Here is a 23,194-nt window from a genome sequence, read left to right on the forward strand (position 1 = left end):
TTGATTAATGATGATGATTATTCGTAATTTCTATTGGCAACTGCCGTTTTCACTTGATTAAAGTTTCTTTTTAATTTATCTAAAGTTGTTTCTCTGTACTCTTCATCAATTTCACCTTCAACTGAGGATAATAATGAATTTGGATTTACTTTTACAGAAGATTTATTTGGTTTTGAAACAACAATACTTGTTTCTTCTTGAACTCCATTTTCAACAGAAGCTAAAAGTTTTTCTGGAGAAATAAGACGATTCGCTTCATTTGTTTTTTGAGTTTTATTTTCAGAAATAACACTTTTTGAATTTTCTACAACTATACTTTTCTTTTTATTTACAAATTCTTCTGAAGTGTCTTTATCTGCTGATTTCTTTTCTTGTTGAACCAAAACAACTGCGCTGGTTTCATCTTTTACAATAATATCTTGACTTGAATTTTCAATTTTATCAGATTCTGAAGAAGTATTTTCATTTGTAATTACAATTCCGTTATTTTCTGGAATAATAATTTCTGAACTCTGATTCGTAAACCAAAAAGTTAAACCTAAAGCAAACAAAACGGAAGCGGCTACATAATAAAATGGGAAAGCTTTTTTCTTCGGTTTCTCTTCTAGCGTTAACATAGCGCCAAGTCTGTCCCAAGAATTTACACTTGGCTGAATCTCTCTAGCGTTAAGTTTGTTTTTTATTTTTTTATCTAGTTCCATTTTCTTTTCTTTTAAGTGCTACAATTTGGGTTTGAAGTAGTTTTCTTGCATTTGCCAATTGTGATTTTGACGTTCCTTCTTTAATATTTAGTTTTTCAGCTATTTCTTTATGTTTAAATCCTTCAATTGCATAGAGGTTAAAAACCAATTTATATCCTTCTGGTAAATTATCAATCAACAACTGTATGTCATCTACCGAAAAATCTTCCATTTCCTCAACATCTTCAGATTCACTTGCTATCAAATTGTCGATTTCATTGTGCTGGAAAATATTTTTCTTAACTCTAATGAAATCAATACATTCATTCACCATAATTCGTCTTATCCAACCTTCAAAACTTCCGTTATGTTCGAATTTTTTTAAATTGGTAAACACTTTCATAAAAGCAGTAATCATAACATCTTCAGCTCTGTGAATGTCTTTCACATATTGTCTGCAAACGCTTAACATTTTTGGAGAAAATTGAGCATAAATACGTTGTTGTGCTTGTCGGTTATTATCGACAGCCAATGCTATTAACTTTTTTTCTTCTTGATGTAATTGAATTACTTTCATGTTTGATTATAGAAAATAGAATTTTGACTTTAGAATTATTGCCTTCTATTTATATAGACGAGAATGATTTTAAAATGGTTGTATATAATTTTGAAAAAAAAATTATTTTTTTCTTTCAATTACGTAGTTTACCATTAAAATTAATGAATCTTTATAGGGAGAATTTGGAAAATCTTGTATTAAAGCTAATGCTTCTTGTTGGAACTGAACCATTTTTTGTTCGGCATAAACCAAACCTTGCTTGTCTTTAACGAACTGAATAACTTCTCTAACTCGTTTTTTGTCTTTATTGTGATTTTTAACCGAATTAATTACCCAACTTTTCTCTTTTTTAGAACAGTTATTCAAGGCGTAAATTAAAGGCAATGTCATTTTTTGTTCTTTAATATCAATACCTGTAGGTTTACCAATGGCATCATCAGTGTAATCGAACAAATCGTCTTTAATTTGAAAAGCCATGCCAATAAGCTCTCCAAATTTTCGCATTTTTTCGACCACTTCTTTATCATCTGGAATCACAGAACAAGCGCCAAGCGAACAACATGCTGCAATAAGAGTAGCTGTTTTTTGACGAATGATTTCGTAATAAATATCTTCAGTAATGTCTAATCGGCGTGCTTTTTCAATTTGCAATAATTCGCCTTCACTCATTTCACGAACTGCAACTGAAATGATTTTCAGCAAATCGAAATCGTTATTATCTATAGAAAGCAATAAGCCCTTAGAAAGCAAGTAATCGCCCACTAAAACAGCAATTTTATTTTTCCAAAGTGCATTAATTGAGAAAAAACCTCTTCGTTTATTCGAATCGTCAACTACATCATCGTGAACCAAAGTAGCTGTATGAATTAATTCAATTACCGAAGCACCACGATAAGTACGTTCATTTACAGTTCCATCGCCAACCATTTTGGCTGTTAGAAAAACAAACATAGGTCGCATTTGTTTCCCTTTTCGGTTAACGATATAATAAGTAATTCTATTTAAGAGCGCAACCTTTGAAGACATCGATTCGTGAAACTTTTTTTCAAAAAGTTCCATTTCATTTGCGATTGGATGTTTTATTTGCTCTACGATTTTCATTCAGTTACCAAAAATACAGAATTTATCAGAATGCTAATACAATTTTATGATTTATTAGCTAATTGACCGCAAGCAGCATCGATATCTTTTCCTCTACTTCTACGAACCTTAACAACAATTCCATTTCGCTCTAAAGCATTAATATAATCGTTAGTCGCTTGTTCAGAGGCTTGTTGAAAGTTATCGTCATCAATAGAATTATATTCAATTAAATTGACTTTACAAGGCACATGTTTGCAAAATTTAACCAATGCATCTACAGACTCTTTATTGTCGTTAATATCTTTCCAAACCACATATTCATAAGTGATTTTACTTTTTGTTTTTTGGTACCAATATTCCAATGCTTCACGTAATTCGGGCAACGGAAAACTTTTGGTAAAAGGCATTATTTCGTTTCTGATTTCTTCAATAGCGGAATGTAGAGAAACAGCTAACTTAACCTTTACCTCATCATCAGCCATTTTCTTAATCATTTTTGTAACTCCAGAAGTAGAAACGGTAATTCGCTTTGGCGACATTCCTAATCCTTCCTTAGACGTAATCATATCGATAGCCTTAAAAACATTAGGATAGTTCATTAAAGGCTCGCCCATTCCCATAAAAACGATATTAGATAACGGTCGGTTATAATACAAACGACTTTCTTTATCAATAGCGACAACTTGGTCGTAAATTTCATCGGGTTGCAAATTACGCATGCGTTTTAAACGAGCAGTTGCGCAAAAATTACAATCTAAACTACACCCTACTTGACTTGAAACACAAGCAGTAGTTCTCGTTTTTGTTGGAATTAATACACTTTCTACAATTAAATCATCATGAAGACGTACTGCATTTTTTACGGTTCCGTCAGTACTACGTTGCATCGTATCTACTTTAATATGATTGATTACGAAGTTTGCTTCTAACATTGTACGCGTTTCTTTAGAAACATTTGTCATGTCTTCAAAAGAATGTGCGCCTTTGCTCCACAACCATTCGTAAACTTGGTTTCCACGAAAAGCTTTATCTCCGTTTTCAACAAAAAAATCTCTTAATTGATCTTTCGTTAAAGCTCTTATGTCTCTTTTTGTAATTTGCATGGTGCAAAGTTAGGAATTTAGAAATTAGAATTCAGAAATTAGAAGTTAGAAGTGTTGGAATTTGTATTTTTGTTTAAAATTTGAACCATTATGCATTTTATATCGGACGAACTAGAAGACTACGTAGCCAATCATAGCCAAAAAGAACCTGAACTTTTAGCGAAATTAAATACCGAAACACATCAAAAGATTTTACAACCAAGAATGCTGAGTGGACATTTTCAAGGTAGAGTTTTGAGCATGCTTTCGAAAATAATTAACCCAAAAAACATTTTGGAAATTGGCACTTATACTGGTTACGCTGCTTTGTGCTTAGCAGAAGGAATGCAAAAAGATGGATTTTTAGATACGATTGATATTAATGAAGAGTTATTTGATTTTCAGCAAAAATATTTTGAAGCTTCAGAATATGCAGGTCAAATAAAAGGACATTTAGGTGATGCTTTGGAAATCATTCCTACTTTAAATAAAAAATTTGATTTGGTTTTTATTGATGCCGATAAAGAAAACTACATTAACTACTTTAACATGATTGTTCCTATGATGAACCCAGGCGGCATTATTTTATCGGATAATGTTTTGTGGAGCGGAAAAGTGTTGGAAGAATTAAATGCGAAAGACCTAAGTACTAAAATTTTAATAGAATACAATAAGTTAGTAAACGAAGACGAACGTGTAGAAACGGTTTTATTGCCTATTCGCGATGGCTTGACGGTTACGAGGGTGAAGTAGATTACAGATTACTTATCGTTTTGGTTATTCCGAAGATAAACATTGCTATTCCTCCAATTTTAAAAAATGTTCCAAATTTATTAAACCAAATTTTTTCTTTTTCAGATTCATTTTTCCCTTTAAAAGGATTATAAACTTTAAAGCCAATTAATGTCATCATTATACCAATTCCGATATTTCCAATTCCAAATATTAATTCCATTTATATTATTTTTTATTTGAGTACCATTTAACAAAATAAAGGACACCAACACCTATTGATAAAGTCAATAAAGATATAATAATTTCGATTTTCCCAAAACCTCCTCGTTCTTTCCACAAAACAAAAACTAAAAAAGGGATTGATATAACTAATCCAATCCATACTTTTTTTTCTGTTTTTTTGTCAAATAATTTCATAGTTATGTTTAATTATTGCTAACCTACAAATCAATACTATACTTTGGATACTTCTTCATAAAACCTTCGTACAATTTATAGAAGAAAAGTCCGGTAAGCATTCCGAAAACATAACCCGATAAAATGTCTAATGGAAAATGTAATCCTAAATAAATGCGGCTGTAAGCGAAAATTAAAGGAAACAAGAACAATAGAAACGAATAGTTATAATATCGTCTAATAATTAAGAAAATAAACATTGTACTCGCCATAGAATTAGCTGCATGACCCGAGAAAAAACTAAATGATTTTCTGCTTTCAACAATTCTTGCTATTTGATTAACATCTGAGTCATTGCAGGGTCGTAACCTTTGAAATGAATATTTAAAAAGATTGGTAATTTGGTCTGTAAACGTAATTAATAGCGCTAGAAAAAGAATAATGATTCCGAAGTTTCTCCAACCTACTTTTTTTTGCAATAAATAAAAAACACCTAAGAAAAAAGGTGCCCAATGCAGTTGTTTTGTAATGATTTTCCAGAAACCATCAAATGACTCTGAACCTAATCCGTTTAAAAAAACAAATAATTCTTTATCTAAGTGAAGTAGTTGTTCCAAATTAAAGTTGTCTTTTGATTGGCCCAGTTATGTTTTCAATATCTTCTTTTACTTTTTGAATAGGATTTTGAATATCTGAACTGATATTTTCTAATGGATTTACAGCTTTAGAAATTCCTTCTTTAGCTTTTTGTATTTCTTCTGAGATTCCGCCCGTTAACGAATTCATATCCATTCCGTTTTCTTTGGCACTGTTGTTAATTTCCGTTTTAATATCGTTAGTCGCATGTTTAATTTGCGCCATTGTTTTTCCTAAAAAACGAGCAACATCAGGAATCCCTTTTGAACCAAAAATCATTACCGCAATAAGAACTATAAAGATTAGTTCTCCTCCACCAATTCCAAACATTTTTAATTGAATTATATTTTATAATGAAACAAAGTTACAAAGATTTTTATGTGAACATCAAAAATCTTAGTTAAAATAAAAAAACCTCGAATTTTATAATTCGAGGTTAAAATATTATATAAATTAAAAAATTATTTCTTTTCTAATTCGTCAAATTTAGATTTTACAGCTGCGCTTGGCCAAACGTTATTGTTTGTATCAATATCTGCTGTTTCTAATTTAGGGTCTAATTGAATTTTAACTACTTTTTTATCTGTAGCGAAAACTCTTTTAGAAGTGCTGTTATTCATTCTCCAAATTTGAGCTGGGAATGTATGATTTTCTGAAGAACCATCTTCAAATTGAAGCTCAACAAGAATAGGCATAATCATTCCTCCTAATTTTTCAAATTCAACTTCATAGAAGAATTTTGGAGTTTTTAATTTCGCTTTTTCTTCTAAAGTATAGTTTTTAGCTACATAATCTTCTAACATTTGAACTTCATTAATGTTAAATGCTTTTTTAGTAGCAGGATTGAAATCTTCGTTAGATTCATCAACTAAATAAAGAAACGGACCATCATCGTAAGTAAAACGACCTGTTCTCACTCTGTAGTTTTTCAACTTAGCAGTAGGCTCAGTAGAAACGTAGTATTCTTTTACATCTTTAAGTGCAATGTCTACATAATCAGTAGAATAGAACCAACCTCTCCAAAACCAATCTAAATCAACTGCAGAAGCATCTTCCATTGTTCTAAAGAAATCTTCAGGTGTTGGGTGTTTAAATTTCCAACGCTGAGCATATGTTTTAAATGCATGGTCAAATAATTCATGACCCATAATTGTTTCACGTAAAATATTTAAACCTGTTGCTGGTTTTCCGTAAGCATTAGATCCAAATTGAAAAATGTTTTCAGAATTAGACATAATTGGAGTAATGTAATTTTGATTTCCTTTCATATAAGGAACAATTTTAGCCGCTGGCCCTCTATCCGTAGGAAAATTTTTATCAAATTCTAATTCTGTTAAATACTCTAAGAATGTATTTAAACCTTCATCCATCCATGTCCATTGTCTTTCATCAGAATTTACAATCATAGGAAAAAAGTTATGTCCAACTTCGTGAATAATTACACCAAGCATTCCATATTTTATTCTATCTGTATACGTTCCATCTTCATCAGGACGACCAAAGTTCCAACAAATCATTGGGTATTCCATACCTTGATCTTCTGCCGAAACAGAAACTGCTTTTGGATAAGGATAATCAAATGTATGCTTAGAATATGTTTTTAAAGTTTGTGCAACTGCTCTAGTTGAATATTCTCCCCAAAGCGGATTTGCTTCTGGTGGATAAATTGAAATAGCCATTGGTTTATTTGAAGCCAATTGAACTGCCATTGCATCTAACATAAATTTTCTAGAAGTTGAAATTCCAAAATCTCTAACGTTTTTAGCTTTATACTTCCACGTTTTCTTTTTATCTGAAAAACCTTTTGCTATTGCTTCTGCTTCTGCTTGAGTTACGATTAAAACAGGCTTGTCAAAAGTATTTTGAGCCAAATCCCATCTTTTCATTTGCTCAGAAGTATATACTTCTTTTCTATTTTGAAGTTCTCCAGTTGCTTCCATCATGTGATCTGCAGGAACGGTAATGTTTACTTCATAATCTCCAAATGTCAAGGCAAATTCTCCTCTTCCCCAAAACTGCATGTTTTGCCAACCTTCAACATCACTGTAAACGGCCATTCTTGGAAAAAACTGTGCAATCACAAATAATCTATTACCATCAGGAAATAATTCATAACCAGAACGACCTCCATCAATTTGGTAATTATTAATATTGTACCACCATTTAATAGAGAAAACAGTTTTGTCTCCTGGTTTTAATGGTGTCGCCAAGTTAATACGCATCATCGTTTGATTGATGGTATAACTCATTGGTTTACCCGATTTATCTTTTAGGTATTCTATATTAAAACCACCTTCAAATCCACTTTCCATGAATTTTTTAGCGAATTTATCAGCTGGTAAAGCAGGATCCATTCTTTGGCTTTCAACCAATGGAGTTTTAGAATCTTGCGCACGCATGTTTTGATCCAGTTGAACCCATAAATACTCTAAGGCATCAGGCGAATTGTTATAATATGTAATTGTTTCTACACCGTATAGTTTTTGATTTTTATCATCAATTTCTATATCCATTTTATAATCAGCTTTTTGCTGATAATATGCTGGACCTGGAGCTCCAGAAGCGGTTCTGAACATATTAGGCGTTGCCATAATATCGTACATTTGACGAAATTTATTTTCGTTATAATGCCCTTGTTCTCTTTTCTTTTCTTCAGTTTTAGTCTCTTGTGCAATTGAAGTAAATGAAACTGCAACAGCTAATAAAGAAGAAAATAAGATTGATTTTCTCATTTTTGGGTTGTTTAAAATTCTAATAAAGTTGAACGTTCACTATATGTCAACAAAACGCTCTTTTTGTTACCATTAATATCTGTATGTACTATATTTTTTTGTTCACTGAACATTTCTGTAAGTACAGAATTAAAGATTTCGAAAGTAGTTATTTTTTCAGAGAATTGAACTTTTAAATAACAAATTAATACATCATCTTCTACTTCTTTTGTTATAAATATAACTTTATGAGACTTGTTATTAATTGTTAGTTTTATTTTTTCTTCCAGATATTTCTGAATATAACTATCTGCTTCTGCTATTTCTTTATTGGTTGATAAATAGAAATTTTTATCATATTTTTTCTTCAACACCTTTTCAAAATCGTCTATAAATATTCTTGAAGTGATTTCTATTCGTTGCTTTTTAGGCACAAAATCTATTTGGGTAACCGAAACATAAAATTTATGAATTGCAAACGAACTCATTAAAGTAAATACTGCTAGCAGTAAAGTTATTTTATATTTATTTTTCATTTGGCAAAGATATAGATTCTTTAGTAATTTCATTTTTCACAACTTCATTAAGGATTATTTTCAAATATTCAGCCGAAAGACCTGCTAAAGCAAACTCCGTAGCAGTTTTATTATTCTTGCTGTAAACAGAAACAAAATTCCTGTTTTCAATTAAATAATATAAAAATCCTTCAATATAATCTTTGGGAATTTTTAAATTTTCAATAAAATAATTGTCATTAAAGTCTAAACGAACAGATTCAAGTAAAAATTCCTTTTTTTCGACTTGCACTTCTTTTTTAAGCATTTTAGTTCGTCCTGAGATGCCATTAATAATGCCGTCTAATGATACCGATGAACTTAAACCATATCTATTACCTCCACCGGTTGCAGTATATAACTTTCTTTCTGCTGGTGTATACGTTTTCTGCCCTGCAGGAATTATCCCTAAAGAAACAGCATTTATATTTTTATACTTCATTACAACAACCTCTTCTAGAGGCGTTATCAATGCTTCCATTTTAATAAAAAGCAAGTCTTGACCAAAATTTTCTTTGCTAACAATGTGCTGCACTGCATTTAAATGCACTGCGCTAAAAATAATAGTATCGGTAATTTTTGCCTTTAAAGTAAAATAACCCCCTTCTAAAGTAACCGTACCTTTCTTTTGCGAACGATTAATTACATGAACACCTTCTAGATTTGAAGAATCTGAAGTTATTTTACCTTTCAATATTGTGTCATTTTGAGCTGACAAAGAGAATGAAATAAAAAATAAGAAAAAGTATATTTTTTTAATAAGGCAGACTATTAGATTAATATTTGTAAATGTAAGAGCAACATTCAAAAATAAATATTAAAAGCATGGTAAAATTATGTTAAACAAAATGATAACTTTGAAGTTTAAACAAAACTACATGAGAAAATTAATTATAGCGAGTACCTCTACATTGCATGGTGGAGAATATTTAGATTATTTGTTTCCAACTCTTAAAGAACATTTTAAAAATGTAGAAACACTATTATTTATTCCATATGCAAGACCAGGAGGAATAACCCATGACGAATATACGAAAACAGCTTCAAAAGCATTTGAAAAATTAAACATCAAGGTAAAAGGAATTCATGAATTTGAAAACCCAATAGAAGCTATTAAAACCGCTGAAGCTATATTTACTGGTGGTGGAAATACTTTTTTATTAGTATCTGAACTTTACAGAAATAATGTTTTAGACAACATAGAAGATGTTGTAAATAATGGAATTCCCTATTTAGGAACTAGTGCAGGGAGTAATATTTGCGGACTTACAATGGGAACAACTAACGACATGCCTATTATTTACCCTCCAAGTTTTAGAACTTTTGGATTTGTATCTTTCAACATTAATCCTCATTATTTAGACCCTGACAACAATTCTACTCATATGGGAGAAACACGAGAAACAAGAATTAATGAGTTTCATAAATTTAATCCACAACCTGTATTAGGGTTAAGAGAAGGTAGTTGGTTAAAAGTAAACGGAAACTCAATTATATTAAAAGGAAAATTAACTGCACGTTTATTTTCTCAAAACAAAAAACCAGCAGAATTAGAACCAGAAACGGAACTAAATGGTATAAAATAAAAAAATCCTGCAAATTGCAGGATTTTTTTTGAGCGAAAGACGAGGGTCGAACTCGCGACATTCAGCTTGGAAGGCTGACGCTCTACCAACTGAGCTACTTTCGCATAAGGTAATTTCAATAAATTAGAGCGAAAGACGAGGGTCGAACTCGCGACATTCAGCTTGGAAGGCTGACGCTCTACCAACTGAGCTACTTTCGCATTTTTAGGTGTGCAAATATAATTGAAAAAAATAATTCAAAGCAAGTTTTTTTTGAATAAATTTACAATTATTTTAAAATTCAACGATAACAAATACACACCAGGACTATAAATAACTAAAAGCCAAAACATTATACTTAGTGAGTTTTATTATTAATTACTTCAAAATATCATTAAAACTATTGGCATAAGTTTTGATATTATTAACTTAGGTCGACATTATGTGGTTTTTAACGAAAATTTCTAATTAATGTCAAAATATTTATTACTTTAAAATGCGTCAATCCCAAGTTTATGATAAATAAAATACTCTCAATTTTCATTCTGCTTTTTTTTATTAATTGTAAAAACGATAAAAAATCAACTTCAGAGGTTAAATTACCCCTAGAGGACCCTGTTACTCATACTATCATTAGACCAATTGACATCAATTTAATTGAAAAGAAAAACGATAGTATTCAACTATATTATAAAAAATTCAATGAATATGAAATTTGGTTCAATGATGAAAATAGAGCAGATTTAATCAACGAGATAAAATTTTGCTACAAAGAAGGATTAATTCCAAATGAATACAATTATGATCAAATCCTAGAATCAGAAAAAAAGAGAGCAACCATGAGTGATTCTGAAATAATTGCTTATGACATTTTCCTTACAGAATCTTTTCAAAAATTAGCCACTCATTTACATTGCGGAAAAACCAATCCAAAAGACATCTATGAAAATTGGGACATTCCACAAAAATCAATTGCATTATCTGATTTACTTTACAAAGCCATCAAAATAAGGATAGTTGCAACAACTTTTAAAGATTTAAAACCTCAACATTCAACATACATTTCACTTAAAAAAAGCTTGATTACCTTAAACGAATTACCTGAATATAAATTAAGGAAAATTTATTTAAAAGACAAAATTGAACCAAACGATACACTTAATGAAATTGTTCAGATAAAAAAACATTTAATGTACTGGAAAGACTTTAGAAATAGAGACAGTATTATAACGCCTATTTATGATAAAACTGCAGTTACAGCATTAAAAAAGTTCCAAAAAAGACATGGCTTAAGTGCTGATGGAGTTATTGGTCAAGGAACACTAAAAGCATTGAACTTTACTCAAAACGAAAGAAGAGAACAAATTTATGCCAACTTAGAAAGATGGAGATGGTTTCCGGACAATTTTGGCGAAGAATACTTACTTATTAACCTTCCAGACTACAAACTTTCTTATGTAGCAAATAACGATACAATTGCCGAAAGAAGAATTGTCGTTGGAAAACCAAGCAGAGAAACTCCTATTATAAGTTCTAAACTTTCTAATTTTGTTTTTAACCCTACATGGACAGTTCCGCCAACTATTATTAAAGAGGACTTAACCCCTTCAGCTACAAAAAATAGAAGTTATTTTAGCCGAACAAGGATTAGTATTTATGATTCTAAAGGACAAATTGTTGCTCCAGAAAATTGGGACCCAAATAAATCTAAATCGTATCGATATGTACAAACTTCAGGCTATGATAATTCATTAGGGTTGGTGAAGTTTAATTTTCCAAATAGACATTCAGTTTACTTGCACGACACCAATCATAGAGATTACTTTGTAAGAGAGTACAGAGCTTTAAGTTCAGGTTGTGTTAGAATTGAAAATCCTTTGCAGTTATCTGAAACGATACTAAAGAAAGAAGATGAAAAAAGATGGAACCGCGCAGAAATAGATACTATCATTAATAAAAAGGAAACAAGATATATTCCGTTAAAGAAATCAAATATAAATATCTACTTATTTTATTGGACAAGTTGGTCTAACAAAGAAGGGCTTCAATTTAGAGAAGACATTTACAATCTTGATTCAAAATTATTTACAGCTTTAAGAAACTAATTTAGATTTAGCAATATAAGTTCTTGATGGATGATAAATAAATAAACAAGATTTATCTTTTATAGTATTTATAAACTCTTTGTGTACAGAGTATGGAACTGCAGGACAACCAAGGCTTCTTCCTAACCTTCCATTTGCATTAGCAAACTTCTCTGAAGCATAATCAGCACCGTGAATAACCACAGCTCTATTACGTGCGTTATCATTAATTCCGTATTCTAAACCATCTAATCTTAATGACAAACCATGTTTCCCTTGATAAACCTCACCAGTAGCATAAAAACCTAAGCTACTTTGATAAGACTCTGATGAGTTAGAAAATTTATTTGCGAACTCTTCACCAGAATTTCTTCCATGTGCTACTAATGATCTTAAAACAACTTTTTTGCTTTCCATATCAATAACCCACATTCTTTCTTCATTAGAAGACAGACTAAAATCAATTATGGTTAAAAAATCTTTTTGAATAATCCCTTGAGACTTTAATTGAGCATACCCTTCAAAAGCTTTAGAAAAACACTCAAATTGAGGTAGAGTTAAATTATTTTCTTCAATGCTTTCAAAAAATAATTGAGTTGAAGATTTAATAATTACTTTATCATTAGAAGCCAATAACATTGGCTTTGTTACTTTTTTTGCTTCACCATCATCATCCGATTTATTAATAAATCCAAAAGAAAACACACATAAAAAAAGCAAGGTTAATAATTTGTAATTCATTGTAGTTGTTGTAGTTAGTCGGTTAATCTTGTTCCAAATGTATTTAAAAAAAGTTATAAAACAAATTATTTATTGCTTTTTATCGAAAAAATATGTCTTTAATCGGTGTTTTCTTATAAAGTTAAACTTTTTATAATTTTTTTCATACACTTTATAATCCTCCTATTTTTGCAAAAAACAAATCATAATGCATAAGAACCTGATTATCATAATTTTATTGTCCTTTACCTTTTTAAAGTCTCAAGCTCAAAATGATTCAATTCAAAAAAAGAGCTTAGTTGCCAATAAAATAAATGAATCAATTATTATTGATGGAGAATTAAACGAAAGTATATGGAGCGAAACACAAACCGCTTCAAATTTTGTAATGTTTGAACCTGATAACGGAAGACCTATTAGTGAAAGTAAAAAAACAGAGGTTAAAATTCTTTATGATAATGATGGTGTTTATATAGGTGCAAAATTATATGATGATGAACCTGGAAAAATTTTAAAAGAAATAACGGAGAGAGATGATTTTGGCACAACTGATGCTTTTGGAGTTTTTATAAATGGTCTTAATGACGGGCAGCAAGATTTTAGGTTTTTTGTAACAGCTGCTGGCGGTCAACTGGATTGTATAGCAACAGAACAAACCGGTGAAGATTTTTCTTGGAATGCAATTTGGAGCAGTAAAGCTAAAATTACCGATTTTGGATGGACTGTAGAAATGAAAATACCTTATGCTGCGCTAAGATTTTCAAATGAAACAAAACAAACTTGGGGAATCAATTTTATTAGAGAAATAAAAAGAGACCGCCAAATCTACACATGGTCATTTGTTGATTCTAAAATTGGAGCAGTTATTCAACAAGCTGGAATCTTAAACGGAATTGAAAACATTGAGCCGCCAACGCGATTGTTCTTAATTCCTTATGCTTCGAGTTATTTAAACACTAATAATGAAGAAACTACTTTAACTGCAAAAGGTGGTTTAGACATTAAATATGGAATTAATGATGCATTTACTTTAGATGCAATTTTAGTTCCAGATTTTGGGCAAACTAAATTTGACGAAGTTATTCTAAACCTTGGTCCTTTTGAACAACAATTTAATGAAAACAGACCTTTTTTTACTGAGGGAACCGACCTGTTTAGTAAAGGAAACTTATTGTATTCTAGAAGAATTGGATCCGCACCTGGTTTCTACCCAACACTAACTGGTAATGAATATATTTCTGAATATCCTGCAAGTGTAAATCTTTTAAATGCAATAAAAATATCGGGACGAAACTCTGACGGTCTCGGAATAGGTTTTTTAAATGCAATCACTGAAAAAACAGATGCAAATATTATAAATCCTGATGACAACACTTCACGTAAAGAAACTGTTTCTCCCTTAACTAATTATAATGTAACTGTCTTTGATCAACGATTCAATAAAAACTCTTCAGTTACTTTTATAAACACTAATGTAACTAGAAACGGAAGTTTTAGAGACGCAAATGTCACTGGATTATTATTTGACTTAAACACTAAAAAGAATACATACAATCTTTCTGGAGACATCAAAATGAGTAGTATTTATGATTTTGAAAATAAAAGTGGCTACAATACTTCATTAAATTTTGCTGAAACAAGTGGTAAAATAAGATATAGTGTTGGCGGTAATTATGTTTCAAAAGATTATGACAACAACGACCTTGGAATTAATTTTCAAACTAATTACACTTCATTGTTCAGTAATGCAAGCTATAGGATATTAAATCCAACTAAAGTTTTCAATTCATTCAGAATTAACTATAATTCATTTATTCAATTTAACAACTTAACATCAAAAATACAAGGAAATAATTTTGGCGTAAGTGTAAACTCTACAAACAAGAAAAATCACTTTTTTGGAGGAGGAATTAACTACAACCCTTTTGAAAATTATGATTATTACGAGCCTAGAGAAGATGGTAAATTTGCAATTTATCCTAAAAGTTATGGTGGATGGTTATATTTTTCATCAAATTATGCAAATAAATTCGCTTTAGACACTAACCCATATTTCACCAATACCTCTGAAACTAATAGATATAGTTATGGAATAAGCATTGGACCACGTTATCGTTTTAGTGATAAGATTTCAGTTCAATATAATTTCAATTACGGCAAACAAATAAACAATGCAGGATTTACTGACAATGATGGTACAAATATAATTTTTGCAAAAAGAGATAGAGACACTTATACTAATAGTATTAGTGGAAAATACTCTATAAACAGCAATATGAATTTTAACTTATCCGTTAGACATTATTGGTCATTTGTTGAAAACAACAGCTTCCATAATTTAAATGATGATGGTACTTTTACTGAGAACACAACTTATAACGTAAACAGAAATTCAAATTTCAACAGCTGGAACTTAGACTTAACTTATTCATGGTGGTTTGCTCCAGGCAGTCAAGTTTCTGTTTTATACCGTAACAATGCTGCAACCTTTGACAGAACCACAAATAAAGATTTTAGCAATAACTTCTCTAATTTAATTAGCGATAATTTAAACCACATCTTGTCAGTAAGTATTCGATATTATATTGATTACAATCAAGGAAAAAATTGGTTTAAAAAATCGTAAAGGAGCTCTATTGTAACTCTTGAATATTTATCTTTGTAAAAACACTTTTAAGATGAATAAGAAAGTAATTTTAATGATTCTTGATGGATGGGGAAAATCTCCCGACCCAAAAGTATCCGCTATAGACCATGCCAACACGCCTTTCATTGATAGTTTATATACTAAATACCCAAATGCTCAATTAAGAACCGATGGCTTAAACGTAGGCTTGCCAGAAGGTCAAATGGGGAATTCTGAAGTTGGTCATATGAATCTTGGCGCAGGAAGAATTGTATATCAAGATTTAGCTAAAATAAATTTGGCTGTAGCCAATAGAACTATGGATCAAGAGAAGCCATTAATGGATGCTTTTGATTATGCTAAGAAAAATAACAAAAACATTCATTTTTTAGGACTAATTTCAGATGGTGGAGTTCACTCTCATACTTCACATTTAAGAGGATTAATAGATGTTGCTCAAAATAAAGGTGTCCAAAATATGTTTGTACATGCTTTTACAGATGGACGTGATGTTGATCCAAAATCAGGAGCAAAATACATTTTAGATTTAGAAAATTATTTACAAAATACCAATGCTAAATTAGCTTCAATTATAGGGAGATATTATGCAATGGACAGAGATAAACGCTGGGAAAGAGTAAAATTAGCTTATGATTTACTTGTAAATGGCATAGGAATAAAAACCCAAAAACCAGTAGAAAGCATTCAAGAAAGTTATACTAACGGCGTTACTGATGAATTTATTAAACCTTTGATTGTAACCGATTCAAATAACAACCCTGTTTCAGTAATTAAAGAAGATGATGTTGTGATTTTCTTCAACTTTAGAACCGATAGAGGTCGTGAACTTACAGAAGCGCTTTCGCAGAAAGATTTACACGAACAAAACATGCACAAATTGAATTTGTTTTATGTTACGATGACTAATTATGACGACACATATTCAAATGTTCATGTAATTTACGACAAAGACAACATCACCGAAACACTTGGAGAACTTTTAGAAAAAGCAAATAAAAAACAAATTAGAATTGCCGAAACAGAAAAATATCCACACGTAACATTTTTCTTTTCTGGTGGTCGTGAAGAACCATTTATAGGTGAAACTCGTATTTTAAAAAATTCACCAAAAGTAGCAACTTACGACTTACAACCAGAAATGAGTGCTTTTGAACTAAAAGACGCATTAATTCCTGAACTTAAAAAAGGGGAAGTTGATTTTGTATGTCTGAATTTTGCAAATGGCGATATGGTTGGTCACACAGGCGTTATGGAAGCCGCAATAAAAGCATGTGAAGCTATTGATGTTTGCGTAAAGGAAGTGGTCGAAACTGCCTTAGAAAACAACTACACAACTATTATCATTGCTGATCATGGAAATTGTGAAACAATGATTAATCCTGATGGAACTCCTAATACAGCTCACACTACAAATCCAGTTCCAATTATATTAGTCGATAAAGAATTGAAAAATATAAACAATGGTGTTTTAGGTGATATCGCTCCTACCATTTTAGATTTAATGAACATTCAAAAACCACAAGCAATGACTTGTAAATCTCTATTATAACATGAAAAAGATAATCTCGATTTTAGCAATTACAATTTTATTTAGTTGTTCATCACACAAAAACACAAAAGATATAGATAATAGTGAAATAGGATTAAGCCTATCAAACAAACATAAACAAATTGAAGACGGCATCTTAGTTGGAAAAGCAAAAAGAACTGATTTGCAACAAATTCCTTTTAACGATTGGTTTGCTCAAGGTTATAACAATTATGTTATAAATGAAGAAATGGAAGATAAAATTGAAAAAGAGTTAAAAGACTATACAATTACTATTTTTATGGGAACTTGGTGTGAAGACAGCCAAAATCAAGTGCCTAAGTTTTATAAAATATTAGAAGAAGTAGATTTTCCATTAAGAAAAGTAACTTTGATTACGATGAAAAGAGACAAAACTACGCCTGAACAATTTGAAAAAGGGCTAAACATTACTAATGTTCCAACTTTTATTTTTTACAAAAACGGAAAAGAGGTAAATCGTATTGTTGAATCTCCGAGAGTAAGTTTAGAACAAGATGTGATAGACATTTTATATGGAAACAACTATAAACATATTTATATTCAATAATTAGTTTGATTAAATTTAAAATCCTGAATTTCATCAGGATTTTTTTTTGAACAAAACTTAAATAAAAGTTAAACAATTATGATTTAATAGTAATACTATTATATTTGCATATAAAATTATTATAAATGCAAAATTTACTATCTAATTTAAAAATAACTATTAACGAAAAGCTTTACGTAAAAGACCCAGAAACATCTGAACTAGGACGTAAAATATTAAAAAATAGCATTATTTTAATAGACGAGATTGGTTTTGAATCTTTTACATTTAAAAAGTTAGGTGAAAAAATTCAATCTAATGAGAGCTCAATTTATAGATATTTTGAAAACAAACATAAGTTATTGATTTACCTTTCATCATGGTATTGGTCTTGGATTGAATACAATTTAGTATTCGCAACTCATAACATTTCAGACTCATTAAATAAATTATGCATTAGCATCAAAATAATAACACAAAACATAATTGATGACAAAAACACACCTCACATCGATGAATCAATTTTAAATCGTATAATTATATCTGATTTCTCAAAAACATTATTAACAAAAGATGTTGACACAGAAAATAAAGAAGGCTTTTTCTTAGTTTACAAAAGAGTTATCAATAGGTTAATAGATATGATTACAGAAGTAAACCCAAAATACCCGTATGCAAAAAGCTTAGCGTCTTCAATTGTTCAAGGAGCCTTACATCAACATTATTTAAAAGATCACTTTAAAACCATTACCAATCTTTCAGACAAAGATTGTTTATCAGACTTTTACATTCATATGATTAAAAAAATATTATCATGAGCCCAATAGAAAGATTTAAAAACTTAATTATCGTCGATAAAAAAGACGTTTATCAATTGTTGATATATGCAGTATTGGCAGGATTAATCAGTTTATCTATACCACTAGGAATACAATCAATTATTAACTTTATTCAAGCAGGACAAGTAAGCACTTCTTGGATCGTCTTGGTATTTATAGTTGTTTTAGGTGTAGCATTTGTGGGGATTTTAAAAATAATGCAGTTTAGAATTACCGAAAACATTCAACAAAAAATATTTGTCCGCTCATCATTTGAATTTGCTTATAGGTTTCCAAAAATAAAATTCAACCAAATCTATAATTATTCACCTCCAGAATTAGCAAATCGTTTTTTTGACACTTTAACAGTACAAAAAGGTTTTTCAAAATTAATACTAGAAGTTTCTACAGCTGCATTACAAATTATTTTTGGAATTCTTTTATTGTCACTTTATCATCCTTTTTTTATATTTTTCGGAATAATCTTACTCGTTATATTATATTTCATTTTTAAAATAAACTTTAACTCTGGTTTAGAAACAAGCTTAAAAGAATCAAAATACAAGTACAAAGTAGCTCATTGGCTACAAGAAATTGCTAGAAATCATTTAAGTTTTAAAAACGGGAAACTTTTTGATTTCTCACTTAACAAAAACGATATACTCGTAAATGAATATTTATCGCATCGTGAAAGCCACTTTAAAGTATTACGAAAACAATTTATCCAACTAACTGGATTTAAAGTACTGATTACAGCTGGATTATTGGTTATTGGAGGAATATTGGTTTTGAACCAACAAATGAATATTGGTCAATTTGTTGCAGCTGAAATCATCATTATTACCATAATAACTGCAGTAGAAAAACTCTTTTATGGTTTAGAATTATTTTATGACGTTACAACATCTTTAGAAAAACTAGGCACAGTTGTAGATTTAGAATTGGAAAACCGACTAGAAAACACTACTTCTAATTATTATTTAGAAGACGAGAACATTTGTATGGAAGCGAAGGAAATATCGTTTCAATTTCCAGATAGTGATTCAGCAGTAATAAAAAACATCAACTTAACACTAAACAATGGCGACAGAATGCTCATACAGGGTGAGAATGGGAGCGGTAAAACAACACTATTACGCTTATTAGCAAGGTTACTTGAGCCTTCAACAGGTAGTATATTCTTAAATGATACAAACATTAAAAAATATTGCATTGATGAATTTAGAAACAATATTGGTGTAATAACAATTGACGATAGTCCTTTTGAAGGCACAATTTATGAAAACATAACTTGTAATAATCCCGAAATATCAAAGAAGGAAGTTGCACAATTATTAGAAAAATTAAAACTAACTGATCTCATAAAATCACTTCCTTTAGGCCTTGATACATTAATGATTTCAGAAGGAAAAAGAATAAACTCAGCTTCAACACAAAAAATACTATTAGCGCGTTGTTTAATTACAAAACCAAAATTATTATTTCTCGAAGAACCTGTTGAAAAGTTAGATAAATATACAGCTGGAGAAATCATTGATTTTTTGACTGCTCCTGAAAACCCTTGGACATTAGTAGTCATTGCAAAAGGAAATTATTGGAAAGAAAAATGTACTAAAATTATAACATTAGAAAACAACACCATCAAATCCATTAAATAGTCATGTTAAACATAACAAATAATAGAATAGACAAATGGGTTGATTTAGAAAAATACAAATCAGCCAAAGTTTTTGAAGACAATAAAGGCTATCAAAGCATAAAAAAAACAATTTGGGTTTTAAGCTTTTTATTGTTATTAATACTATTTCTTCCTTGGACTCAAAACGTTTCAGGTGCTGGATCAGTAACTACTTTAAAGCCTAACCAGAGGCCACAAACCGTTCAATCAGCAATTGCAGGCAGAATAGAAAAATGGTTTGTAAATGAGGGAGACTATGTGAAAAAAGGAGATACTATTTTATTTATTTCAGAAATAAAAGAAGATTATTTAGATCCAAATTTAGTAGAAAACACTGGAAGACAAGTTATTGCTAAAGAAAGCTCAGTTAGTTCATACGCTTCTAAAGTTCAAGCGTTAGAAAATCAAATTGGTGCTATTGGTGATGAAAGAAGTTTGAAATTCAAACAAGCTAAAAATAAACTCTTCCAAGCTAATCTAAAAGTACAAAGTGACAGTATTGACTTAGAGGCAGTAAAAACGCAATTAAGCATTTCAAAAACACAATTTAATCGTGCAATTAACTTAAATAAAGAAGGCTTAAAACCATTAACTGATGTTGAAGAAAAGAGAGTTAAACTTCAAGAAACTGAAGCAAAAATAATCACACAACAAAACAAATACATTAGTGCTCAAAATGAAGTTTTAAATGCTAAAATGGAACTTAATAGAATATTAGCTGAATATTCTGAAAAAACAGCTAAAGCCCAGAGTGACAAACAAACAGCATTAAGTTCTCAGTTTGATACAGAAGCACAAGTTAATAAACTAAAAAATCAATATAGAAACTACCAAATAAGAAATGGTATGTATTATATTGTTGCACCACAAAATGGCTATGTAAACCGCGCTTTGCAAAGCGGAATTGGAGAAACAATTAAAGAAGGCACCGCAATTGTAAGTATAATGCCCGCGAGTTTTGACATTGCAGTAGAAACATATATTAGTCCTGTTGATTTTCCATTAATTCACAAAGGAGAAAAAGTACGTGTTTGGTTTGACGGTTGGCCTTCAATTGTATTTAGCGGTTGGCCAGGAGCTTCATTTGGAACTTTTGGAGGTGTTATTGTTGCTAAAGAAAATTTCATTAGTGAAAATGGCAAATATAGGATACTTATTGCTCCAGATAACAGTGATAAAAAATGGCCAAAAGAATTAAGTATTGGCGCAGGAACACAAACCATTGCATTACTTGAAAATGTACCAATTTGGTTCGAAATTTGGAGAACACTAAATGGTTTCCCTCCAAATTTTTATAATCCAACTAATGGCGAACAAAACAATGAAAAAAAGTAAAAAAGCATGAAAAAAAAATATATCCTTCTGTTACTTTTTATTGGAAATTTAATTTATGCGCAAACAAAATCTGAAGTATTATCATTTGAAGAGTTTTTAGGATACGTTAAGACATCACATCCACTTACTAAGCAGGCAAATTTAAAAATAAGCGAAGCGCAAGCAAATCTTATGAAAGCCAGAGGTGGTTTTGACCCTAAACTTGAAGCTGATTATACGGAAAAAGAATATTCAGACAATAACTACTACTCTATTTTCAATGGAAGTTTTAAAATTCCAACTTGGTATGGAATTGAAGTTAAAGCAGCTTTTGATAATAATGAAGGTATTTACTTAAATCCTGAAAACACTTTACCTAATAGCGGCTTAACATCGTTAGGGATAAGTGTACCAATTGGTCAAGGGTTATGGATAAACGAACGAATGGCTGAATTACGTAAAGCAAAAATATATCAACGTGTAAATGAAGCCGAACGTAAAATAATGTTAACAGAAGTAATTTACGAAGCATCGCAAAGCTATATCAATTGGAAAAGAACTTTTGATGAAGTAGAACTTTATAAAGAATATTTAAAAAATGCGAGTATACGTTATAGTGGAGTCCTTAAACTTATTGAAGAAGGCGACAAACCAGCAATTGACAGTATTGAAGCAGGAATAACAGTTAAATCTAGGAAGTTAAATCTAGAAAACTCAAAACTAAAATTAATAAAAGCGAAACTTTTGTTATCAAATTATTTATGGTCTGAAAACGGAACCCCTTTTGAAGTAGAAGAATTTATTCGTCCAGAAGAAGTATTAGATCAAAACTTACTATTTGCCTTAAAAATTGATGATTTTCAAGATTTTTCTATCCAAAATCACCCTAAAATTGAAGCATTAAATAGTAAACTTGAAATTTTAAATGTAGAGACTAAACTCGCTGGAAACAGTTTACTTCCAAAACTTGACGTAAACTACAATTATCTATCCGAACCAAGTGCTTTTGATAATTATCGATTAAATGATTACAAGTTTGGTGTTAACTTTTCATTTCCATTATTCTTAAGAAAAGAAAGAGCAAATTTAAAATTAGCAAAAATTAAAGTTGCCGAATCTCAATTTGAAGTAACTTTTGAACAACAAGCGCTAATCAATAAAATAGAAGGTCAAAAAAATGAAATCAATTCATACAGAAGACAAATTAAACTTATTTCAGATTTAGTGGTTAACTACAATCAAATGTTAAATGCAGAAGAACGATTGTTTCAAATGGGAGAAAGCTCTTTGTTTCTTATCAACTCAAGGGAAAACACGTTAGTAACAGCTCAATTAACTAATATTGCATTAACTAATAATTATTTACAATCTGCCTTAGACTTATATAAAACTATGGCTAACCCAGAATAAAAAAATCCCGCTAAAAGCGGGATTTTATTTTTTTCAGAAAAGAAAGTTAATTAATAACCTCCTCTATTGTTATCTCTGTCATTAGAGTAACCGCCTCTTCCACCACCATTGCTTCCGCCACGGTTGTTATTAAAGCTTCTTCTTTCTCCTTCTGGTTTTGGCTCAGATTTGTTTACAACAATCGTTCTACCTTCAACAGTTCCACCGTTTAACTCATCAATTGCTTTTTGAGCTTCAGCGTCATTTGGCATTTCAACAAAACCAAACCCTTTACTTCTTCCGGTAAATTTATCCATAATTATTTTAACTGAATCAACAGTACCATAATCTTCAAAAAAACCTCTTAAATCTGCTTCCTCAATACTGTATGGAAGACTTCCTACGAAAATATTCATTTATATAAAATTTATTGTTGCAAAGATAATC

Annotated in this window: 23 protein-coding genes and 2 tRNA genes; 10 read left to right on the plus strand and 15 right to left on the minus strand. The window is 30.4% G+C overall.

What is annotated here, in order from left to right:
• Positions 1 to 17 precede the first annotated feature (17 nt).
• The 4 genes from UXY25_RS07290 to rlmN all read right to left on the minus strand — a co-directional run bounded on the left by UXY25_RS07290 (position 18) and on the right by rlmN (position 3,425).
• Positions 18 to 701, minus strand: a complete 684-nt coding sequence (locus tag UXY25_RS07290; protein ID WP_320815345.1) for a hypothetical protein — start codon at positions 699 to 701, stop codon at positions 18 to 20.
• The gene (locus UXY25_RS07295; RefSeq protein WP_320815346.1) at positions 688 to 1,257 is read right to left on the minus strand and encodes an RNA polymerase sigma factor; all 570 of its coding nucleotides are present in this window, start codon (positions 1,255 to 1,257) and stop codon (positions 688 to 690) included. Before UXY25_RS07295 ends, UXY25_RS07290 begins: the two co-directional genes overlap by 14 nt.
• A gap of 102 nt (positions 1,258 to 1,359) precedes the next feature.
• A complete protein-coding gene (locus tag UXY25_RS07300; RefSeq protein ID WP_320815347.1) occupies positions 1,360 to 2,340 on the minus strand; it encodes a polyprenyl synthetase family protein in 981 nt (326 codons plus the stop codon).
• Positions 2,341 to 2,384: 44 nt separating this feature from the next.
• Positions 2,385 to 3,425 carry a 23S rRNA (adenine(2503)-C(2))-methyltransferase RlmN gene (gene rlmN, locus UXY25_RS07305; protein WP_320815348.1) on the minus strand — a complete coding sequence of 347 codons (1,041 nt, stop codon included), beginning with the start codon at positions 3,423 to 3,425 and terminating at the stop codon, positions 2,385 to 2,387.
• A gap of 90 nt (positions 3,426 to 3,515) precedes the next feature.
• On the opposite strand from rlmN, the gene UXY25_RS07310 reads away from it, so the two are divergent.
• The gene (locus UXY25_RS07310) at positions 3,516 to 4,157 is read left to right on the plus strand and encodes an O-methyltransferase (protein ID WP_320815349.1); all 642 of its coding nucleotides are present in this window, start codon (positions 3,516 to 3,518) and stop codon (positions 4,155 to 4,157) included.
• Between the two features lies 1 nt (position 4,158).
• On the opposite strand, the gene UXY25_RS07315 is transcribed toward UXY25_RS07310, so the two are convergent.
• The 7 genes from UXY25_RS07315 to UXY25_RS07345 form a co-directional block, all read right to left on the minus strand.
• Positions 4,159 to 4,359, minus strand: a complete 201-nt coding sequence (locus UXY25_RS07315; protein WP_320815350.1) for a hypothetical protein — start codon at positions 4,357 to 4,359, stop codon at positions 4,159 to 4,161.
• Between the two features lie 5 nt (positions 4,360 to 4,364).
• A complete protein-coding gene (locus UXY25_RS07320) occupies positions 4,365 to 4,556 on the minus strand; it encodes a hypothetical protein (RefSeq protein ID WP_320815351.1) in 192 nt (63 codons plus the stop codon).
• Positions 4,557 to 4,579: 23 nt separating this feature from the next.
• On the minus strand, positions 4,580 to 5,152 hold the full coding sequence (locus tag UXY25_RS07325; protein ID WP_320815352.1) for a phosphatase PAP2 family protein: 573 nt from the start codon (positions 5,150 to 5,152) through the stop codon (positions 4,580 to 4,582).
• Position 5,153: 1 nt separating this feature from the next.
• Positions 5,154 to 5,501 carry a twin-arginine translocase TatA/TatE family subunit gene (locus UXY25_RS07330; protein WP_320815353.1) on the minus strand — a complete coding sequence of 116 codons (348 nt, stop codon included), beginning with the start codon at positions 5,499 to 5,501 and terminating at the stop codon, positions 5,154 to 5,156.
• Positions 5,502 to 5,632: 131 nt separating this feature from the next.
• Positions 5,633 to 7,903, minus strand: a complete 2,271-nt coding sequence (locus UXY25_RS07335; RefSeq protein WP_320815354.1) for a M1 family metallopeptidase — start codon at positions 7,901 to 7,903, stop codon at positions 5,633 to 5,635.
• Between the two features lie 11 nt (positions 7,904 to 7,914).
• Positions 7,915 to 8,418: a DUF6702 family protein gene (locus tag UXY25_RS07340; protein WP_320815355.1), complete on the minus strand. Its 504-nt coding sequence runs from the start codon at positions 8,416 to 8,418 to the stop codon at positions 7,915 to 7,917.
• Entirely contained in the window at positions 8,408 to 9,130 is a 723-nt protein-coding gene (locus UXY25_RS07345) for a hypothetical protein (protein WP_320815356.1), read from the minus strand. The genes UXY25_RS07340 and UXY25_RS07345 overlap by 11 nt, the downstream gene beginning before the upstream one ends.
• Before the next feature lie 184 nt (positions 9,131 to 9,314).
• Here UXY25_RS07345 and pepE point away from each other — a divergent pair, with 184 nt between their 5' ends.
• Positions 9,315 to 10,022, plus strand: coding sequence for a dipeptidase PepE (gene pepE, locus UXY25_RS07350; protein ID WP_320815357.1), 708 nt, complete (start codon positions 9,315 to 9,317; stop codon positions 10,020 to 10,022).
• Positions 10,023 to 10,053: 31 nt separating this feature from the next.
• Here the strand turns inward: pepE and UXY25_RS07355 are convergent.
• Positions 10,054 to 10,126, minus strand: a tRNA-Gly gene (locus UXY25_RS07355).
• Between the two features lie 23 nt (positions 10,127 to 10,149).
• A tRNA-Gly gene (locus UXY25_RS07360) sits at positions 10,150 to 10,222 on the minus strand.
• A gap of 294 nt (positions 10,223 to 10,516) precedes the next feature.
• Between UXY25_RS07360 and UXY25_RS07365 the strand changes: the two genes are divergently transcribed.
• Positions 10,517 to 12,106 carry a L,D-transpeptidase family protein gene (locus UXY25_RS07365; protein WP_320815358.1) on the plus strand — a complete coding sequence of 530 codons (1,590 nt, stop codon included), beginning with the start codon at positions 10,517 to 10,519 and terminating at the stop codon, positions 12,104 to 12,106.
• Here the strand turns inward: UXY25_RS07365 and UXY25_RS07370 are convergent.
• Entirely contained in the window at positions 12,095 to 12,826 is a 732-nt protein-coding gene (locus tag UXY25_RS07370; RefSeq protein WP_320815359.1) for a murein L,D-transpeptidase catalytic domain family protein, read from the minus strand. The genes UXY25_RS07365 and UXY25_RS07370 overlap by 12 nt on opposite strands.
• A gap of 187 nt (positions 12,827 to 13,013) precedes the next feature.
• Between UXY25_RS07370 and UXY25_RS07375 the strand changes: the two genes are divergently transcribed.
• The 7 genes from UXY25_RS07375 (at position 13,014) to UXY25_RS07405 (ending at position 22,768) form a co-directional block, all read left to right on the plus strand.
• A complete protein-coding gene (locus tag UXY25_RS07375; RefSeq protein WP_320815360.1) occupies positions 13,014 to 15,431 on the plus strand; it encodes a DUF5916 domain-containing protein in 2,418 nt (805 codons plus the stop codon).
• Between the two features lie 52 nt (positions 15,432 to 15,483).
• A complete protein-coding gene (gpmI, locus tag UXY25_RS07380; protein WP_320815361.1) occupies positions 15,484 to 17,001 on the plus strand; it encodes a 2,3-bisphosphoglycerate-independent phosphoglycerate mutase in 1,518 nt (505 codons plus the stop codon).
• 1 nt (position 17,002) lies between these two features.
• Positions 17,003 to 17,569, plus strand: coding sequence for a thioredoxin family protein (locus UXY25_RS07385; RefSeq protein WP_320815362.1), 567 nt, complete (start codon positions 17,003 to 17,005; stop codon positions 17,567 to 17,569).
• Positions 17,570 to 17,694: 125 nt separating this feature from the next.
• Positions 17,695 to 18,366 carry a TetR/AcrR family transcriptional regulator gene (locus UXY25_RS07390; protein WP_320815363.1) on the plus strand — a complete coding sequence of 224 codons (672 nt, stop codon included), beginning with the start codon at positions 17,695 to 17,697 and terminating at the stop codon, positions 18,364 to 18,366.
• Positions 18,363 to 20,024 (plus strand): peptidase domain-containing ABC transporter, encoded by a 1,662-nt coding sequence (locus UXY25_RS07395; protein ID WP_320815364.1) that lies wholly within the window; start codon positions 18,363 to 18,365, stop codon positions 20,022 to 20,024. Before UXY25_RS07390 ends, UXY25_RS07395 begins: the two co-directional genes overlap by 4 nt.
• A 2-nt stretch (positions 20,025 to 20,026) precedes the next feature.
• Positions 20,027 to 21,379, plus strand: coding sequence for an HlyD family secretion protein (locus tag UXY25_RS07400; protein ID WP_320815365.1), 1,353 nt, complete (start codon positions 20,027 to 20,029; stop codon positions 21,377 to 21,379).
• 6 nt (positions 21,380 to 21,385) lie between these two features.
• A complete protein-coding gene (locus UXY25_RS07405) occupies positions 21,386 to 22,768 on the plus strand; it encodes a TolC family protein (protein ID WP_320815366.1) in 1,383 nt (460 codons plus the stop codon).
• 50 nt (positions 22,769 to 22,818) lie between these two features.
• On the opposite strand, the gene UXY25_RS07410 is transcribed toward UXY25_RS07405, so the two are convergent.
• Entirely contained in the window at positions 22,819 to 23,163 is a 345-nt protein-coding gene (locus UXY25_RS07410; protein WP_320815367.1) for an RNA-binding protein, read from the minus strand.
• Between the last annotated feature and the right edge of the window lie 31 nt (positions 23,164 to 23,194).

Origin of the sequence: Flavobacterium sp., from assembly GCF_034111225.1 — a bacterium.
Taxonomy (GTDB): Bacteria; Bacteroidota; Bacteroidia; order Flavobacteriales; family Flavobacteriaceae; genus Flavobacterium.